Raw genomic sequence first — 16,869 nt, 5'->3', positions numbered from 1 at the left:
CTTCATTATGTCTTATGTATATGCATAATTCTCTGTCAAGGCGGGATGTGCATGAGGACGATCTGGGCGGACCAGGCCTTGCTGGCCGAAGGATGGGCCAGCGACGTAGCCGTCGATCTGGATGATGCGGGACGGATCGCCGCCGTCCGCCCCGGGACTGCGCCAGCCGGGGAACGGGTCGGGGTCCTCGTGCCCGCTCCGGCCAACCTTCACTCGCACGCCTTCCAGCGGGCCATGGCCGGGCTGACGGAGCGGCGCGGGCCGAATCCGACGGACAGCTTCTGGACCTGGAGGGAGCTGATGTACCGCTTCCTGGACCGGCTCGATCCCGATCAGGTCGAGGCCATCGCCGCCTTCGTGCAGATGGAGATGCTGGAAGCCGGCTTCTCGACCAACGTGGAGTTCCATTACCTGCACCATCGGTCCGACGGGGCGCCCTATGCCGACCAGTCCGAGATGTCGGGCCGGATCGCCGCCGCCGCCGCGACGAGCGGGATCGGCCTGACCCTTCTGCCCGTGCTCTACCGGTTCGGAGGATGCGACCGCCGCCCTCTTGTCGGGGGGCAGCGCCGCTTCGGCAACGACCCCGACTCCTTCGCACGCCTGCTGGAGGGCGCCGGGCGGGCGCTTGCCGGGCTGCCGGCGGACGCGGGGCTGGGCGTCGCCCCCCACTCCCTGCGCGCCGCCTCGCCCGAGGACATCGCGACGGCCGCCACGCTCCTCCCGGGCCGTCCGGTCCACATGCACCTGGCCGAGACCCTGGCCGAGGTGGAGGAGGTGCAGGCCGCCTATGGGGCGCGGCCGGTGGAATGGGTGCTCGACCGGCTGGACCCCGATGCGCGCTGGTGCCTGATCCATGTCACCCAGATGACGCCCAGGGAAACGCTGGCCCTCGCGCGGAGCGGCGCGGTCGCGGGTCTCTGCCCGTTGACGGAAGCGTCGCTGGGCGACGGCATCTTCGACGGGGTGCGATGGATGCAGGCCGGGGGGCGGGTCGGGATCGGGTCGGACAGCAACATCCGGATCGGCCTGGCCGAGGAGCTTCGCCAGTTCGACACCAGCCAGCGGCTGCGCGACCATGTCCGGGCCGCCCTGGCGACGCCGGACCGGTCCACCGGGCGGCGGCTCCTCGACGCGGCGGCGCAGGGCGGCGCCCAGGCCGCCGGGCGGGAGGCCGGGGTCATCGCCGCAGGGGCCTGGGCCGATCTCCTGGCCTTCGACATGACCCACCCCGACCTGGAAGGGCTTGTCGGGGACACCATCCTCGACAGCTTCGTCCTTGCCGGCGGCAACGACATGGTCGCCGATGTCTGGGCCGCGGGCCGCCACGTGGTCCAGGGGGGCCGGCATGTCCGGCGCGACGCCATCGAACAGGCGTACCGCCGCGCGGTGCGCCCGCTGCGCGAGGGCCTCTAGGCGCTCAGTACCGGGTGGTCATGCGGTAGCCGAGCCGGTGCACGAGGCGCACATAGGTCACCGCGCGCTCTTCCCAGCGGGTGGACCGCTCGACCTGGAGGAGCGGGTCCCCCGGCGCGCAGTCCAGATGCCGCGCGAGGTCCCCGTCGGCGGCCGTCGCCGTGATCCCGATCTCCACCTCGGAGAAGGGGATCTGCGCCATCAGCCATTCGGTCGGGGCCTGGGCCGAGAAGTCGGCGTCGCGCGCCTGCGGCAGGAGGCCCAGGTTGATCCATCGGTCCTCGTGCTGATAGGGCGCGCCCGCCGCGAAATGGAGGCACACGAGGTGCCGCACCTCGGCCCCGTCGGACAGCCCCAGTCGCGCCCGCAGCCAGTCCGGCGCCGGCACGACCTCGGAGTGCACAAGGGCGTAGCGGTAGGACGCCCCCTGCCCCTCGATCTCGCGCTGGATCACGGGAATGTCGAAGCGCGCCTGGCGCAGGGGCGACAGCCGCACCCGCGAACCGGCCTTGCGCTTACGCTCGATGAGCCCGTCCTCGACCAGCTCGCGCATGGCCCGGTTCACTGTCGCCCGCGCGGACCCGTAGCGTTCGGCCAGTTCCAGTTCGCTCGGGATGAGGCTGCCGGGCCGCCATTCGCCTCGCGTGATCTTGCCCAGGATGTCCGCCTTGATGTCCCGATAGGTCGTGACCACGCCTGCGCCCTTCCACTTTCTTCACACGCCTTTGCCATCCCGGGGCCGCCGTCGCGGGGCACACCCGTCAGCATCGATAAACATAGACATAATCGCATACATCGGTACGCAAAAGCGTCCCAGTGGCGCCTTGGGCCGCCGATCCGCGACTGCGCCGGACGCGCCTTTCCCTGCGCGGCATGGCGACAGGCCGGCCCTGCCCTCCTGGGCTGCAGGGCGATGCTCCCAGCTTGCCGGCCCGTGGCGGACCGGCGCGGGGCTCAGGTCGCGACGAACTCGGCCGCAGCCTCGGCGATGAACCTGGCGTCCTCCGGAAGGGCTTCGGGGCGCGAAGGGGACTGACGGTCCAGCACCAGCCGGGCCACATCGCGCAACTCGGCCGGGTCATGGCACGGCCCGGCGGAGGGCAGATCGGCCAGACGGCGCGCGAGCATCTCGACTTCGATCCGCTCCGCGCGAAGCTCCTGCTCCTTGATCGCCGAACGCAGCTCTGGAACCGGGGCGTGCGGCGTCATCCAGGGATGCGCCTTCATCCTGATGCGGACCGCGCGCAAGGGCCGGATCACCTCGTCGCGCCAGCTTGCGCACTCCCCGTCGAGTCGCTGGACCAGGTCCCGATCCAGCACCCGGCCAGTGACCCTGGCGTGCAGCAGCGCCAGGAAGAACGGGATGTCGAGACCATGGGCCTCCTGCAGGCGCAGGCAGGCCGGGGCGATGCCGGGCACCGCGTAGAAGCGCACCATGAAGCCCCAGGGGTCGAATGGGTCCTTGTCGGTCCCCGTCATGCGACGCCTCCCTTCCCTACCGGCCGGCCTACGATCCTGGACGGCATCGTCAGGACAGGTTCTCCTTCAACCCGCTCCAGCGCTTCACCGCGCCGGCGTCGATGTCGAACAGGTCGAGCGCTCGGCCGGTGGAATGGGTCACCATCTCGTCGATGCTCTGGGGATGGGCGTAAAGGGCGGGGACCGGGGGCATGATGATCGCGCCCATCTGCGTCAGCGCGGTCATCGTCTGCAGATGGCCCAGGTGCAGCGGCGTTTCGCGCAGCATCAGGACCAGTCGGCGACGCTCCTTCAGCACGACGTCGGCGGCCCGGCTCATGAGCGTCGAGGTCACGCCGGATGCGATCTCGGACATGGTCTTGACCGAACAGGGCGCGATCAGCATCCCCATCGTGCGGAACGAGCCCGAGGCGATCGTGGCGCCGATGTCCGCCACCGGATGGATGACGTCCGCGCGGCCCTCGAGGTCGGCCTTCTGCAGGCCGAGCTCCTGGTGCAGCGTCAGAAGCGCCGATCGCGACACGACGAGGTGGGTCTCGACCCCCGCCGCCCGCGCGAGCTCCAGGGCGCGGATGCCGTAGGCCGCGCCCGAGGCCCCGGAAATGCCGATGATCAGTCGTGGCGGGCTCATCGGTCAGGCGCCCGCGAACCAGTCCCCGAGGCGGACCTCGTCCACCATCCGCAGGCGCTTGCGCTCGAACTCCGCCTCGCGCCCCCAGGGCTTGGTGGCGTCGACCAGGAGGCGGCCCCAGTGGTCCTTGGCCTCATCGCGGTAGAACGAGGGGGTGTCGGGGATGATCATCATGTCCTTGTCGGGCCGGCACCGAGTCAGGATCGCCCACTGCACGTCGTCCATGTCATAGATGTTCACGTCCGTGTCGACGACGGTGATCTGCTTGGCCCAGATCGGCTCGGCGCCGATCGTGGCGAGCATGACCTGACGCGCGTGGCCCTCGAACTGGGGCGCGATCTGCACGATGGCGTGGTTGACGAAGGGTTGGCAGGTGACGTTGACGATGCCGGGCAGGGCCGCGCTCAGCCGCTGGTAGATGTTGGCCGAAACCGACAGCTCGAGCGTCAGCACCTCCTCGGGGGAGCCGCAGAGGATCGAGTGGAACATCGCATCCTTGCGCACGGTGACGCCCAGCACCTCGAACACGGCATTCGGGCCGACGGGGACGTAGTAGCCCATGAACTCGCCGAAGGGGCCTTCGGGGCGGCGCTCATTGGGCAGGAAGCGGCCCTCGATCACCACCTCGGTCTCGGCGGGAACCTCGAGATCGATGTGGTTGCACTTGCGCATCGGGATCGGCCGGCCGCGCAGGCGGGCCGCGACCTCGAGCTCGTCCACGTCGTAGGGCAAGGGCGCCGCGGCGGTCAGGAAGGCGTGCGCGGGCGGGCCGATCAGCATGGCCGCTTCCAGCGGCCGGCCCATCTTCTCGGCCTTCTCGTGGTAGATGGTCAGGTGGTGCCGCGGAGCGAGCCGGCAGCGCAGCTCGCTGTCGCTGATGAACATGGAGCGGTGGAAGGACAGGTTCCCCACCCCGGTCTCCGGGTCCTTCGCGATGAACATCGCCGACGTGAAGTAGGGCGCGCCGTCACGATCCGAATAGGTGATCAGCGGCAGGTCCGACAGCTTGACCTCCTCGTAGCCGGGCGTCTCGGTCGCGGGGACCAGCGGCTCCTTCATCTCGGCGGAGGCCAGCGACGACAGCTTGCTCCACTGGGTGCAGAAGTCGCGCGGATCGATGCCGATCACCTCGCCCAGCCGCTCGCGCGTGCTGTAGACGTTGGTCACCACCGGAAAGCGGGTGCCCTTGACGTTGGTGAACATCACGGGCTTGCCCCAGCGCTTCTGCGCCAGGTGGGTGACGGCGGCCAGCTCGTGGGCGGGGTCGATCTCGCGGTCGACGACCATGAGATCACCGCGCTCCTGAAGCTTGCGAACGAACTCTCTCATTGGGGCTCCTTGCGGGCGGGCTCAGCGGCCCATGCCGGGTGTTGTGACGATCCGATTCGTGCGCGCCTCGTGGGTCGAGCGGAGCCGGTAGCGGTCGCCAGGGCTGATGAAGCGGCTGCGGGTGACGGGAATGCCGTCGCGCCAGGTCGAGCGGTCCAGCAGCAGGCATGGCTGGTTGGCGTCGATCTGCAGGTGCTGGCGGGTCTCCTCGTCGGCGCGGATGGCCCGGATCGTGTTGTCCACGGTCGTCACGGTGGTCTCGCGCACGAGCCAGCTGTGGGGGCTGACCTTCGAAAAGTCCTGATCGATGTACCCGGGCGCCTCCGCGGCATTCACGTAGCGGTCCTCGAGCTGGATCGGCGTGCCGTCCTCGAGGTGGAGCAGGCGCGAATGGAACACGACGCCCTCGGCCGGCAAGAGCAGCATGTTGCGGCCGGGGCTTTCCCGCCCCAGCGCCGCGTGGGCCAGCACCCGGCACGTGTGCGCGCCGCCCGAGAAGGTGATCTCCTCGGTGATGTCGGGGAGGTTGAAGATCGCGCATTGCATCCGCGGGCCGATGACGAAGGTGCCCCGGCCCTGGATGCGCACGAGCACGCCATCGGCCTGAAGTTCGCGCAAGGCCCGGCGCACGGTCAGCCGCGAGGCGCCGAATTCGCCGGCGAGCTCCTCCTCCGAGGGGACCTGGAAATTTGCGGGCCATTCCTCGGTCTCGATCCGCCGATCGATCACCGTCTTGATCTGCTCGTACAGGGGCTGATCCCGGTCCACAGGTCCACCTAAAGTGATATCACTATCGGCGCAGAGTTCGCATCGCGAAAGTCCGCTTGCAAGGGAAATCTGCCCGTTTTCTGTACTTTCAGCAAACATATCAGATTTATGCCAGATACATTGTCTGTTGTTGACACTCTGCTCTGATATCACTTAACCGATAAGACATCGCTATTGAGTTCAGCGCAGCGGGGTCGGCCCGGCCACGCGGGTCGCGACGCCACCCGCACGCTGCCAGAAGGAGGGACCATGTCGACCGAACGCCTGCCGAAGCTGTCCATGTATATCGATGGCGAATGGGTCGCTCCGGCGTCGGGGGACTACATCGAGACCGTGGACCCCTTCACCGCCGAGCCCTGGGCTCTCGTGCCGCGGGGCAACGCCGAGGACGCCGACCGGGCCGTGCGCGCGGCGCACCGGGCCTTCACCGAAGGCCCCTGGCGCCGCATGCACCCGAGCCTCCGGGGCCGCATCATCCAGCGCTTCGCCGAGCTGATCGAGCAGAACGCGGACGACCTGGCCGAGATCGAGGTCCGCGACAACGGCCGCCTGCTGGCCGAGATGCGGCACCAGATCCGCTATGTCCCGCGGTGGTTCCACTACTACGCGGGCCTGGCCGACAAGATCGAAGGCTCCGTCCATCCCTGCGACAAGCCGGCGCTCAGCTTCTCGCGGCATGAGCCTCTTGGCGTCTGCATCGGCATCGTCCCCTGGAACGCGCCGCTGTTCCTCTTCTCGCTCAAGGCCGCCCCGGCCCTGGCGGCCGGCAACACGCTGGTGATGAAGCCCGCCGAGCACACCTCGGCGACCGCGCTCAAGCTCATGGAGCTGGTCGAGGCCGCGGGCTTCCCGCCGGGCGTGATCAACGTGGTGACCGGCTACGGCCCCGAGGTGGGCGAGCCCCTCGTGACGCATCCGCTGACCCGGCATGTCGGCTTCACCGGCTCCACGAAGACGGGGGCGCACCTGTATTCGCTGGCCGCGAAGGACATCAAGCGCGTCAGCCTCGAGCTGGGCGGCAAGTCCCCGAACATCGTCTTCGGCGACGCCAATCTCGACAACGCGGTGCGGGGCGTCGTGGGCGGCATCTTCGGCGCGGTCGGCCAGACCTGCATCGCGGGCTCGCGCCTGCTCCTGCACAGGTCCATCCACGACGAGTTCCTTGAGAAGCTGACGGCCTTCACCAAGACCGCCCGCATCGGCGATCCCCGGCACAAGGACACCCGCATCGGCCCGATCGCGAACCGGATGCAGTACGACCGCGTGCTGGGCTACATCGACATCGCCCGCCAGGAGGGCGCGGAGCTGCGGCTGGGCGGCGGACGGCCCGAGATCGCGGAATGCGAAGCCGGCTTCTTCATCGAGCCCACGATCTTCTCCGGCGTGCACAACGAGATGCGCATCGCCCGCGAGGAGGTGTTCGGCCCGGTCCTGGCCGCGATCCCCTTCGACGACCCGGAGGAGGCCATCGCCATCGCCAACGACAGCGAGTTCGGCCTCGCGGCGGGGGTCTGGACCTCCGACATGCGCCGTGCCCTGCTGATGTCGGAACGGCTCGAGGCCGGGAGCGTCTGGGTCAACACCTACCGGGACGTGTCCTACACGACGCCATTCGGCGGCTACAAGAAGAGCGGCATCGGCCGCGAGAACGGCGTCGAGGGGATCCGCGAGTATCTCCAGACCAAGGCCGTCTGGCTGTCGACCGCCGAGGAGATCGCGAACCCGTTCGTCATCGGATGAACGAACTGCCTCCGGGCCCGAAACCGGCCCGGAGTACGACCACAACGGTCCGGTGGTGAACAAAGAACGGGCCGGGACAACATCGGAGGTTTGAAATGCAAAAAGCAACGACGGGCTGGCGTCATCTGGCCTTCTGCGGGCTGGCCGCCGTGGCCCTGGCCACGACGGCGGACATCCGCGCCGCGAACGCCGAAGGGGCGATGGACCTTCTGCCCGCGAAGTACCGCGACGCCGGCGTCATCAAGCTGGTCACCGACGCGAAGTATCCGCCCTTCCAGTACATCGACGAATCCGGCGAGATGGTCGGCTTCGAGGTGGACCTCTGGAACGCCATCGCGGAGCGCCTGGGCGTGAAGATGGAGGTGACGTCGGTCGCCTTCGACTCGCTCATTCCCGGCGTGCAGTCGAACCGCTGGGACATCGCCATGGAAGGCATCACCGACAACGCCGAGCGGCAGCAGGTGGTGAGCTTCGTCGATTACGGCTACACCACCTCCTCGGCCTATGTCCTCGAGGACAAGGGCGCCGAGATCACCGACCATCTCGGCCTTTGCGGCCTCAACGGCGCGGCGCAGAGCGGCACCGAATGGGTCGGCATGATCACCGGCGAGATGGCGGCCGCCTGCGAGGAAGCCGGCCTGCCGGCGCCGACCGCGTCGGAGTTCGGCACCTCGGACGCCACGCTCCTGTCGCTGTATTCGGCCCGCACCGACTTCGTCCTGACCTCGGCGGCTTCGGCCCAGGAGATCATGAAGGCGGCGCCGCGTCCCATCAAGGTCGTGCCCATGAGCATCCTGCCCCGCCAGCCGAGCGGCATCGCCTTCCGCAAGGACGAGACCGACCTGGGCGAGGCGCTCCTGGCCGCGCTCAAGGAGGTGATGGCCGACGGCACCTACGACGCGATCTACGAGAAGTGGGCCGTGACGCCGATGCGCATGGACCATGAGCCCGGCATCAACCTGTCCACCCTGCCGAGCAACTGACCCGGCGCGGGGCCGGCCGCCACCCAGGCGGGCGGCCCCGTCGCGCCCGCCTACGCTGGAGATATCATGACCGTGCTGGAAGCGCATTCCAACTCAGTGGCGGACCACAGGCCCTCCGAGGAGCCGCGTCTCACCTATGTTCCGGCCAAGGCCTGGGGAACGCGCATCGCCGCGGTGGCGCTCCTCCTGGTGGTGGTGTCCTTCCTGTGGTCGATCGCCAGCAACCCCAACTTCGGCTGGACGGTGGTGGGCGAGTACCTGTTCGACCCGCGCATCCTGTCGGGACTTTATCTCACGCTGTGGCTGACCCTGGTGACGATGGTCATCGGGATCGTGCTCGGCACCGTCTTCGCGGTCATGAGCATGTCGGGCAACGTCGTGATCGCGACGATCGCCAACGCCTACATCTGGTTCTTCCGCGGCACGCCCGTGCTCGTGCAGCTGATCTTCTGGTACAACTTGGGCGCCCTCTTCCCCGAGCTTTCGATCGGCATCCCGTTCACGTCGCTCTGGATCTCCGTGCCGACGAACACCGCGATCTCCCCGGTCATGGCCGCAGTCCTCGGACTGGGCCTCAACGAAGGCGCCTACATGTCCGAGATCATCCGCAGCGGGCTGCTGGCGGTCGATCCCGGGCAAAGGCAGGCGGCCAAGTCGCTCGGCATGACCAGCGGCCGGGCGCTGTGGCGCATCGTGCTGCCCCAGGCCATGCCGATCATCGTCCCGCCGACCGGAAACCAGGCGATCGGGATGCTCAAGACCTCGTCCCTCGTGAGCGTCATCGCCCTGTCGGACCTGCTGTATTCCGTGCAGACGATCTATTCGCGCAATTACCAGACGATCCCGCTGCTGATCGTGGCCTGCCTGTGGTATCTCCTGGCGACCACCGTGTTCAGCCTCATCCAGGCGCGCGTCGAACGCCATTTCGGCCGGTCGAGCCTGCAAGCGTCGCAAGCGCGGCGCGCACGACAGTAGGCGAGGGACAGGACATGACATCTCCCATGGTCGTCATCGATCGCGTCACCAAGAGCTACGGCGAGGTGCCGGTGCTCAGGGACATCAATCTCGAGGTCGCCGCCGGCGAGGTCATCAGCCTCATCGGACCGTCCGGGTCGGGCAAGTCCACGCTCCTGCGGTGCATCAACCACCTGGAGCGGATCCAGAGCGGCAGCATCACGGTGGCCGGCGAGCTGATCGGCTACCGGCGGGTCGGCAACCTGGCCTACGAGATGCCTGAAAAGCTGATCGCGCGGCAGCGCGCCCGGATCGGCATGGTGTTCCAGAACTTCAACCTGTTCGGGCATATGACCGCGCTCGAGAACGTCATCGAGGCTCCGGTTCAGGTCCTTGGCATTCCGCGCCGCGAAGCGGTCGAGCGGGCCGGGGAGATCCTGGCCCGCGTGGGCCTTGGCGACAAGCTGCACACCTATCCGCGGATGCTCTCGGGCGGCCAGCAGCAGCGCGTGGCCATCGCCCGCGCCCTGGCCATGAAGCCCCGGCTGATCCTGTTCGACGAGCCCACGAGCGCGCTCGACCCGGAGCTCGTCGGGGAGGTGCTCGACGTCATGCGCGCTCTCGCGGCCGAAGGAATGACGATGATGGTGGTGACCCACGAGATGAGCTTCGCCCGCGAGGTCTGCCATCGCATCGCCTTCATGGAGGCCGGCCGGATCGTCGAATGCGGCACGCCGCGCGAGGTGCTCGACAACTCCGCCTTCGAGCGGACGCGCGCCTTCCTGTCCAAAGTCCATTAGGGCGGCCGGCCATGGGATCCATCGCGACCCGCTGGGACCTCGTCGTGGTCGGCGCCGGCATCGTCGGCTGCTCGGCCGCCTATTATGCGGCCAGGGCCGGACTGCGGGTGCTGCTGGTCGAGCGCGACGCGCCGGGGTCCGCCCAGTCGGGCCGCAATCTCGGCTTCGTGCGGCAGCAGGCCCGCGACTTTGCCGAGCTGGACCTGATGATCGGGGCGATGCGCCTGTGGGAAGGTCTCGAGGCCGAGCTGGGGCGCCCGGTCGGCTGGCGGCAGGGCGGCAACGTCGCCCTCCTCCTGACCGAGGCCGATCTCGTGTCCCGCCGGGACTGGCACCAGCGCGGGCGCGAGGAGTTCGGCCTCGACACGCGGATGCTGTCGGCGGACGAGACCTTCGACCTTCTCCCGCACCTCGCCCGGGACAGGGGCGTGCTGGGCGCGATGTACACGCCCTCGGACGGCCGGGCCGAGCCCGCCCGCGCCACCCGTGCGTTCTTCGAGGCCGCGCTGGAGCATGGAGCCTCCGTCAGCCTCGGGCAGCCGGTGTCGCGGATCGACGTCAGCGCCGGCCATGTCTCGGGCGTCTGGGCGGGCGACCGCTTCCATCGCGCGGACGTCGTGCTCTGCGCCGCCGGGGCCGGCAGCGCGCAGCTCCTGCGGGGGGCGGGGCTCGACCTGCCGCAGGAACGGATCCGCGCAACGGTGGTCCGCACGGCCCCCCGCCCGGGGCTGCGGCTCGATCCATGCGTGTCGGGGCCGCAAACCGGGATCCGGCAGGACGTGAACGGCGCCTTCGTCGTCTCGGTGGCGGGGGGCGAATACGACGTGCGGCCCGACTCCTGGCGTCACATGCGATGGTATGCCCCGACCCGGAAGGCGAACCCCGACGCGGCGCGCATCAACTATCTCGCGCCGCTCCAGCACCTGCTCCCGCGGGGCGGCGAGGCCCCGCTCACCGACATCCCGCCCACGCGCGACGCCGTGCGCCCCGAGGAACGGCGCGCCCGTCAGGCCCTTGCAGAGTTCGGCCAGCTCTTTCCGGCGCTGGCGGATCTCCCGGCCGAGACCTGCTGGGCCGGGATCATCGACACCTTGCCCGACCTCGTCCCGGTGCTTGGCCCGGTGGACGACGTCGGCGGCCTGCTGGTGGCGACCGGGTTCAGCGGCCATGGCTTCGGCCCTGGCCCGATGGCAGGCAAGGCGATGGCGGCCCTTGCCGCCGGCCAGCCGTCCCCTGCGGACCTGACAAGGCTTTCCCCCATGCGGTTCCACGGACCCCGTCCGGTCAAGGCCGCGCACCGGACCTGAGGCCCGGAAGGGGCGCAGTGCCGACGTCCGGCGCGCGTCCGGAATGCCGGGTCGGGAGCCTCCGGATCGGGAAGGCCGTCGCTACCCGCAACGGACATGCCGCAATCTTCGAGGCGCTGCGTCGGCCGATGGCCGTATCAACTGGGCAAACCCCGCTTCCCCCTCCCATCGCGGAACCTGCCCCATGCTCGACGACGCCGATCTCCTTGCCCTTCTCCTGTCCCGCCGCCCCGGAACCTCGCTGGCGCGGCCCTTCTACGTCTCGCCCGAAGCGCACGACGCCGACCTGCGGCACATCTGGACCAAGGAGTGGATCTTTGCGGCCTCGGCCGCCGAGATGCCCAAGGCGGGCTCATACGTCACGCTTCAGATCGGGGCCTACCCGATCGTCATCGTCCGTGGCGCGGACGGCGCGATCCGGGCCTTCCACAACTCCTGCCGCCACCGCGGCAGCCGCATCTGCTCCGAAGCGAAGGGCACGTCGCCCAAGCTCGTCTGTCCCTACCACCAGTGGACCTACGAACTCGACGGACGGCTCCTCTGGGCCCGCGACATGGGCCCGGACTTCGAACCCACCAAGCACGGCCTGAAGCCGATCCACGCCACCGTCACCGCCGGGATGGTGTTCATCTGCCTCGCCGAGGTCGCCCCCGACGCCTCCGCGCTCAAGGCCGCCGCCGACCGCTACGCGGCGCCGCACCGGCTGGACGAGCTCAAGGTCGCGCACCAGTCCACCATCGTCGAGCAGGCGAACTGGAAGCTGGTGCTCGAGAACAACCGCGAGTGCTACCACTGCGCAGGCTCGCACCCGGCGCTGTGCCGGACCTTCAACGACGACCCGGACCTCGTGGGATCGGATGACAGCCTGTCCTCGCCGCAGGGCGCGGCGCATGTCGCGCGCTGCGAGGCGGCGGGCCTGCCCTCGCGTTACGTAATCGCGCCCAACGAGCAGTGGCGGCTCGTGCGCATCCCCTTCGTGGGCGACGCGGTGAGCTATACGATGGACGGCCGCGCGGCGGTCGCGGGTGGCATCCCGGGGATGCCCTTCGCCAATGCCGGAAGCCTCCTGTTCTTCCACTACCCCAACACCTGGAACCATTTCCTGTCGGACCATGTGCTGAACTTCCGCGTGCTGCCCATCGACGCGCAGCGCACGCAGGTCACGACCACCTGGCTCGTGCATCGCGACGCGGTCGAAGGGCGGGACTACGACCTGAACCGCCTGACCGAGGTCTGGGTCGCCACCAACGACGAGGACCGCCGCATCGTCGAGGAGAACCAGGTCGGCATCAACTCGCCCGCCTATGAGCCCGGCCCCTACTCGCCCAAGCAGGAGAGCGGCGTCCTCCAGTTCGTCGACTGGTACGCCCGGACGCTCCAGGGCTCGATCACCGGGCGCAAGCTCGTGCTGGCGGCCGAGTGACGCGATGATCCCGCTGCCCAACGAGACCACGCCGCGCTGGGACGGTGTGGAGCCCCTCGAATGCGTCATGGTCGTCCCCGAGACGGCGGACGTGAAGACCTTCGTCTTCCGCCCGCCCTCGGGCGCGGTCTTCGTCTTCCGCGCCGGGCAGTTCGTGACCCTGGAGCTGCCCCTGCCGGGCGGGCCGCTCCACCGGACCTACACGATCTCCTCGGCGCCGATCTCGAACGCCTACATCTCGGTCACGGTCAAGGCCCAGCCGGGCAGCGTCGGCGGGCGCTGGATGCACGACAATCTGCGGCCGGGGATGCGCCTCCGGGTGACGGGGCCGGGCGGCCTCTTCCACCTGCCGCGCCACCCGGATGGCAAGTACCTGTTCATCGGCGCAGGGTCAGGCATCACGCCGCTGATGTCCATGACCACCACGCTCTTCGAGCGGGGCGAGGACCCGGACGTGAGCCTCGTGGCCTGCGCCCGCAAGCCCTCGGACCTCATCTTCCGCAAGCGGCTCGAATACATGGCGAGCCGGGTGGGCGGGCTGAAGCTGCACTTCGTGGTGGACCAGGACGAGCCCTTCGAGGTCTGGACCGGCTACCGGGGCCGGTTCAACCAGCTCATGCTGGGCCTGACCACGCCCGACTACCTGGAACGCGACGTCTACTGCTGCGGCCCCGAGCCCTTCATGCGGGCGGTGCGCGAGACGCTCCAGAGCCTCGGCTACGACATGGCGCGTTACCACCAGGAGACCTTCACGGCCCCGGTCGAGCACGCGGACGATCCGCCCCCGCCCGACGTGGCGCCGGACCCGGCCGCCGTGGCCGAACTGATCTTCGCGCGCTCGGGCCGGACGGTCAGCTGCTCGCAGACCGACACGATCCTGCAGGTGGCCAAGACCTCGGGCCTCAACCTGCCCTCGGGCTGCACCTTCGGCGTGTGCGGCACCTGCAAGATCCGCAAGGCCTCGGGCGAGGTTCACATGGTGCACAACGGCGGCATCTCGGACGAGGACATCGCCGAAGGCTGGATCCTCGCCTGCTGCTCGCGCCCGATCGGGCAGGTCGAGATCGAGGCCTGAGCCGCCGGACAACCGGGTGACCCGGTCCGCGCGGGCCGGGGAACATGCTGCGGCCATGCGGGGCGGGCGGCGCGCCCCCGGATGGCACGCTCCCACGCTGAACCCTTGGGGGCATTCCGCGTCCCCTGCGGCCGGCCCTGTCCATCCTGCGACAAGGTGCCTGTCGTTTTGCGTCACGACCCGTTCGTCTTTCGGGCTGCCGCCACGCGCGCCCTGGCGTTCCCTTCCCACGTCACACGAGGCCGGGAGAGCGCCGCCATGCTAACAGAAGCCACCCAGACGGACGTGCGGCCCTCGCGCAGCGGCGGTCGTGGCGCGCGGCGGGCGCTGCGCTCGGCCCCCGACATGTCGATGCTGCCGTCCCTTCACCGCGGGATTCCCGAATGCGAGGTGATGTCCGGCGAGCAGGTCGAGCGCATCGATGCGGCCTCCATGTCGATCCTCGAGGAGGTGGGCGTCGTCTTTCGGGACGAGATCGCGCTGGCCGACTGGACGCGGGCGGGAGCGGACGTGCGGGGCGATCGGGTGCATCTCGACCGCGGTCTCGTGCGCGAGCTCATCGCCTCGATCCCGTCGGGCTTCACCTACCGCGCGCGCAACCCCGAGCGGAACCTGCCGTTCGGCGGCCCGCATTCGATCTTTGTGCCGATGACAGGCGCGCCCTTCATCCGCGACCTCGACGACGCGCGGCGCTGGCCGACGATCGGCGACCTGAACATGTTCCACAAGCTCGCGCACATGAGCCCGGCGCTGCATTCCACGGCGCACCACATCGTCGAGCCGATGGACCTGCCCGTCAGCCACCGGCACCTGCACATCACCTACTCAAGCATGAAGTATTCGGACAAGACCTTCATGGGCATGACGACCTCGCCCAGGAACGCCGAGGACGTCATGGAGATGTGCGAGATCCTGTTCGGCCGGGACGTGATGGAGCAGACGCCGGTCGTCACCGGCAACTGCAACGGCAACTCGCCCCTCGTCTGGGACGAGGTGATGCTGGGCGCCATGCGGGCCTTCTGCCGCCGGAACCAGCCGGTGCTCTGCTCGCCCTTCGTGCTGGGCGGGGCGAACACGCCCGCCTCGGTCGCCCCCGCCGTGGCGCAGCTCAACGCCGAGGCGCTGTCGGCGCTGGCCTACACGCAGGTCGTCCGCAAGGGCTGCCCCGCGATCTATGGCCATTACCTGTCCACGGTGTCGATGAAATCCGGGGCGCCCATGGCGGGCACGCCCGAGATCTCGCTCATGAACTTCATGATCGGGCAGATGGCGCGCTTCTACGATGTCCCGTGGCGGACCTCGAACCTGCTGGGCGGGGCCAAGACCTTCGACGCGCAGGCGGGCTACGAGAGCGCCATGACCATGAACGCCGTCCTCCATGCCGGGGCCAACTACATCTGGCACTCGGCCGGCTGGAACGAGGCCGGGATGCACTGCTCCGTCGCCAAGTTCGTCGTCGACGCCGAGATGTGCGCGATGGGCTACCGCATGGCCGAAGGCCCCCGCTGGGATGATTTCGACGAGGCGCTGGCGGCCGTGCGCGACGTGGGGCCGGGCGGGCACTACCTCGGCCATCCCCATACGCAGGCCAACTTCGAGCGGGCCTTCTTCATGCCCAGGATGTTCGACAACAACTCGATCGAGCAGTGGCAGGCCGAGGGCAGCATCGAGATCACCGAGCGGGCGCTCGGCCATGCCCGGAAGCTCCTCAACGAATACGAGGAGCCTCGGCTCGATCCCGGCCTGGACGAGGCGCTGCGCGACTACATGGATCGGCGGATGCGCGAGATCCCGGCCGTCGACGCCCTGAACAACGACCACTGAGGGCGCCCTCGCCCACCTGGAAGGCACAAATGAAGATCACCGAGATCCACGTCTACTCCGTCCCCCTCCCCGTGAAGGACGGCCCCTACCGGATGTCGAGCGGCGAGGTCTGGGCGCTCGATTCGACGCTCGTGAAGATCGTCACCGACGCGGGCCACGTGGGCTGGGGCGAGACCTGCCCCGTGGGGCCCACCTACCAGCCGCAGCACGCTGCCGGCGCCCGGGCGGCCCTGGCCGAGATCGCCCCGGGCCTGATCGGGGCCGATCCGCTCACGCCGGTCGCGCTGCGCCGGCGCATGGACGGCCAGCTCAACGGCCACCGCTACGCCAAGGCCGCCCTCGACATCGCGGCCCACGATCTCATGGGCAAGGCCTATGGGGCACGGGTGGCGGACCTGCTGGGTGGCGCCGTGACCGAGCGCGTGCCGTCCTACTACTCGACCATCGTCGGCGACCCGGACGAGACCGCCCGCATCGCCGCGGACAAGGTCGCGGAAGGCTACCCCCGTCTCCAGATCAAGATCGGCGGCCGCGCGGTCGAACAGGACATCGAGACGCTGCGCAAGGTCTGGGAGCGCGTGGGCGGCCAAGCCATCCGCCTGGCGGCCGACGCCAACCGCGGCCTGACCACCCGGGACGCCCTGCGCCTGTCGCGCGAATGCCCCGACATCCCCTTCGTGATGGAACAGCCCTGCAATACCATCGAAGAGATCGCCGCGATCCGGGGGCAGCTCCACCACGCCGTCTACATCGACGAGAACGGCGAGGACCTCGCGACGGTGCTGCGGCTCGTCGGCCAGGGGCTCTGCGACGGCTTCGGCATGAAGGTCACCCGGATCGGCGGGCTCCACGCCATGGCCACCTTCCGCGACATCTGCGAGGCCCGCTCCCTGCCCCACACCTGCGACGACTCGTGGGGCGGCGACATCATGGCGGCCGCCTGCACGCAGATCGGGGCCACCGTCCAGCCCCGGCTGATGGAGGGGGCCTGGCTGGCCGAGCCCTACATCGATGGCCACTTCGACCCCGAGAACGGCATCCGCATCGAGGGCGGTCACATCCGCCTGCCCGACGGCCCGGGCCTCGGCATCGTCCCCGATGAGAGCAAGCTCGGCGCGCCCGTCGCGTCCTATGCCTGAG

At 69.2% G+C, this 16,869-nt stretch carries 15 protein-coding genes; 10 read left to right on the top strand and 5 right to left on the bottom strand.

Annotated features, from left to right (window positions below; translation table 11 throughout):
- Positions 1-51: 51 nt before the first annotated feature.
- Complete coding sequence (locus tag J3P31_RS16415) at positions 52-1,416, top strand: formimidoylglutamate deiminase (protein ID WP_210529579.1); 1,365 nt, start codon at positions 52-54, stop codon at positions 1,414-1,416.
- Between the two features lie 4 nt (positions 1,417-1,420).
- Here J3P31_RS16415 and hutC (J3P31_RS16410) read toward each other — a convergent pair whose 3' ends face one another.
- The 5 genes from hutC (J3P31_RS16410) to hutC (J3P31_RS16390) form a co-directional block, all read right to left on the bottom strand.
- The gene (gene hutC / locus J3P31_RS16410; RefSeq protein ID WP_210529578.1) at positions 1,421-2,110 is read right to left on the bottom strand and encodes a histidine utilization transcriptional repressor HutC; all 690 of its coding nucleotides are present in this window, start codon (positions 2,108-2,110) and stop codon (positions 1,421-1,423) included.
- A 260-nt stretch (positions 2,111-2,370) separates the two neighbouring features.
- Entirely contained in the window at positions 2,371-2,895 is a 525-nt protein-coding gene (locus J3P31_RS16405; protein WP_210529577.1) for a TIGR02444 family protein, read from the bottom strand.
- A 49-nt stretch (positions 2,896-2,944) separates the two neighbouring features.
- On the bottom strand, positions 2,945-3,526 hold the full coding sequence (locus tag J3P31_RS16400; protein WP_210529576.1) for a UbiX family flavin prenyltransferase: 582 nt from the start codon (positions 3,524-3,526) through the stop codon (positions 2,945-2,947).
- 3 nt (positions 3,527-3,529) lie between these two features.
- Positions 3,530-4,855, bottom strand: a complete 1,326-nt coding sequence (locus J3P31_RS16395; RefSeq protein ID WP_210529575.1) for a UbiD family decarboxylase — start codon at positions 4,853-4,855, stop codon at positions 3,530-3,532.
- 21 nt (positions 4,856-4,876) lie between these two features.
- Entirely contained in the window at positions 4,877-5,623 is a 747-nt protein-coding gene (gene hutC, locus J3P31_RS16390; protein ID WP_368373094.1) for a histidine utilization transcriptional repressor HutC, read from the bottom strand.
- Between the two features lie 249 nt (positions 5,624-5,872).
- On the opposite strand from hutC (J3P31_RS16390), the gene J3P31_RS16385 reads away from it, so the two are divergent.
- The 9 genes from J3P31_RS16385 to J3P31_RS16345 all read left to right on the top strand — a co-directional run bounded on the left by J3P31_RS16385 (position 5,873) and on the right by J3P31_RS16345 (position 16,868).
- Complete coding sequence (locus J3P31_RS16385; RefSeq protein ID WP_246849581.1) at positions 5,873-7,363, top strand: aldehyde dehydrogenase; 1,491 nt, start codon at positions 5,873-5,875, stop codon at positions 7,361-7,363.
- A gap of 95 nt (positions 7,364-7,458) precedes the next feature.
- Positions 7,459-8,346 carry an ABC transporter substrate-binding protein gene (locus J3P31_RS16380; RefSeq protein WP_210529573.1) on the top strand — a complete coding sequence of 296 codons (888 nt, stop codon included), beginning with the start codon at positions 7,459-7,461 and terminating at the stop codon, positions 8,344-8,346.
- A gap of 66 nt (positions 8,347-8,412) precedes the next feature.
- Complete coding sequence (locus tag J3P31_RS16375; RefSeq protein ID WP_210529572.1) at positions 8,413-9,321, top strand: amino acid ABC transporter permease; 909 nt, start codon at positions 8,413-8,415, stop codon at positions 9,319-9,321.
- Between the two features lie 14 nt (positions 9,322-9,335).
- Complete coding sequence (locus tag J3P31_RS16370) at positions 9,336-10,100, top strand: amino acid ABC transporter ATP-binding protein (protein ID WP_303645128.1); 765 nt, start codon at positions 9,336-9,338, stop codon at positions 10,098-10,100.
- An 11-nt stretch (positions 10,101-10,111) separates the two neighbouring features.
- Positions 10,112-11,407 (top strand): NAD(P)/FAD-dependent oxidoreductase, encoded by a 1,296-nt coding sequence (locus J3P31_RS16365; RefSeq protein WP_210529571.1) that lies wholly within the window; start codon positions 10,112-10,114, stop codon positions 11,405-11,407.
- A 184-nt stretch (positions 11,408-11,591) separates the two neighbouring features.
- Positions 11,592-12,830 carry an aromatic ring-hydroxylating oxygenase subunit alpha gene (locus tag J3P31_RS16360; protein WP_210529570.1) on the top strand — a complete coding sequence of 413 codons (1,239 nt, stop codon included), beginning with the start codon at positions 11,592-11,594 and terminating at the stop codon, positions 12,828-12,830.
- 4 nt (positions 12,831-12,834) lie between these two features.
- Positions 12,835-13,905 (top strand): FAD-binding oxidoreductase, encoded by a 1,071-nt coding sequence (locus tag J3P31_RS16355; protein WP_210529569.1) that lies wholly within the window; start codon positions 12,835-12,837, stop codon positions 13,903-13,905.
- A 258-nt stretch (positions 13,906-14,163) separates the two neighbouring features.
- Entirely contained in the window at positions 14,164-15,729 is a 1,566-nt protein-coding gene (locus J3P31_RS16350; RefSeq protein ID WP_210529568.1) for a trimethylamine methyltransferase family protein, read from the top strand.
- Between the two features lie 29 nt (positions 15,730-15,758).
- Positions 15,759-16,868 carry a mandelate racemase/muconate lactonizing enzyme family protein gene (locus tag J3P31_RS16345; protein ID WP_210529567.1) on the top strand — a complete coding sequence of 370 codons (1,110 nt, stop codon included), beginning with the start codon at positions 15,759-15,761 and terminating at the stop codon, positions 16,866-16,868.
- Position 16,869 lies beyond the last annotated feature (1 nt).

It is taken from the genome of Rubellimicrobium arenae (genome assembly GCF_017916275.1).
Taxonomy (GTDB): domain Bacteria; phylum Pseudomonadota; class Alphaproteobacteria; order Rhodobacterales; family Rhodobacteraceae; genus Rubellimicrobium; species Rubellimicrobium arenae.
This window is presented reverse-complemented; position numbering and strand designations above follow the sequence as displayed.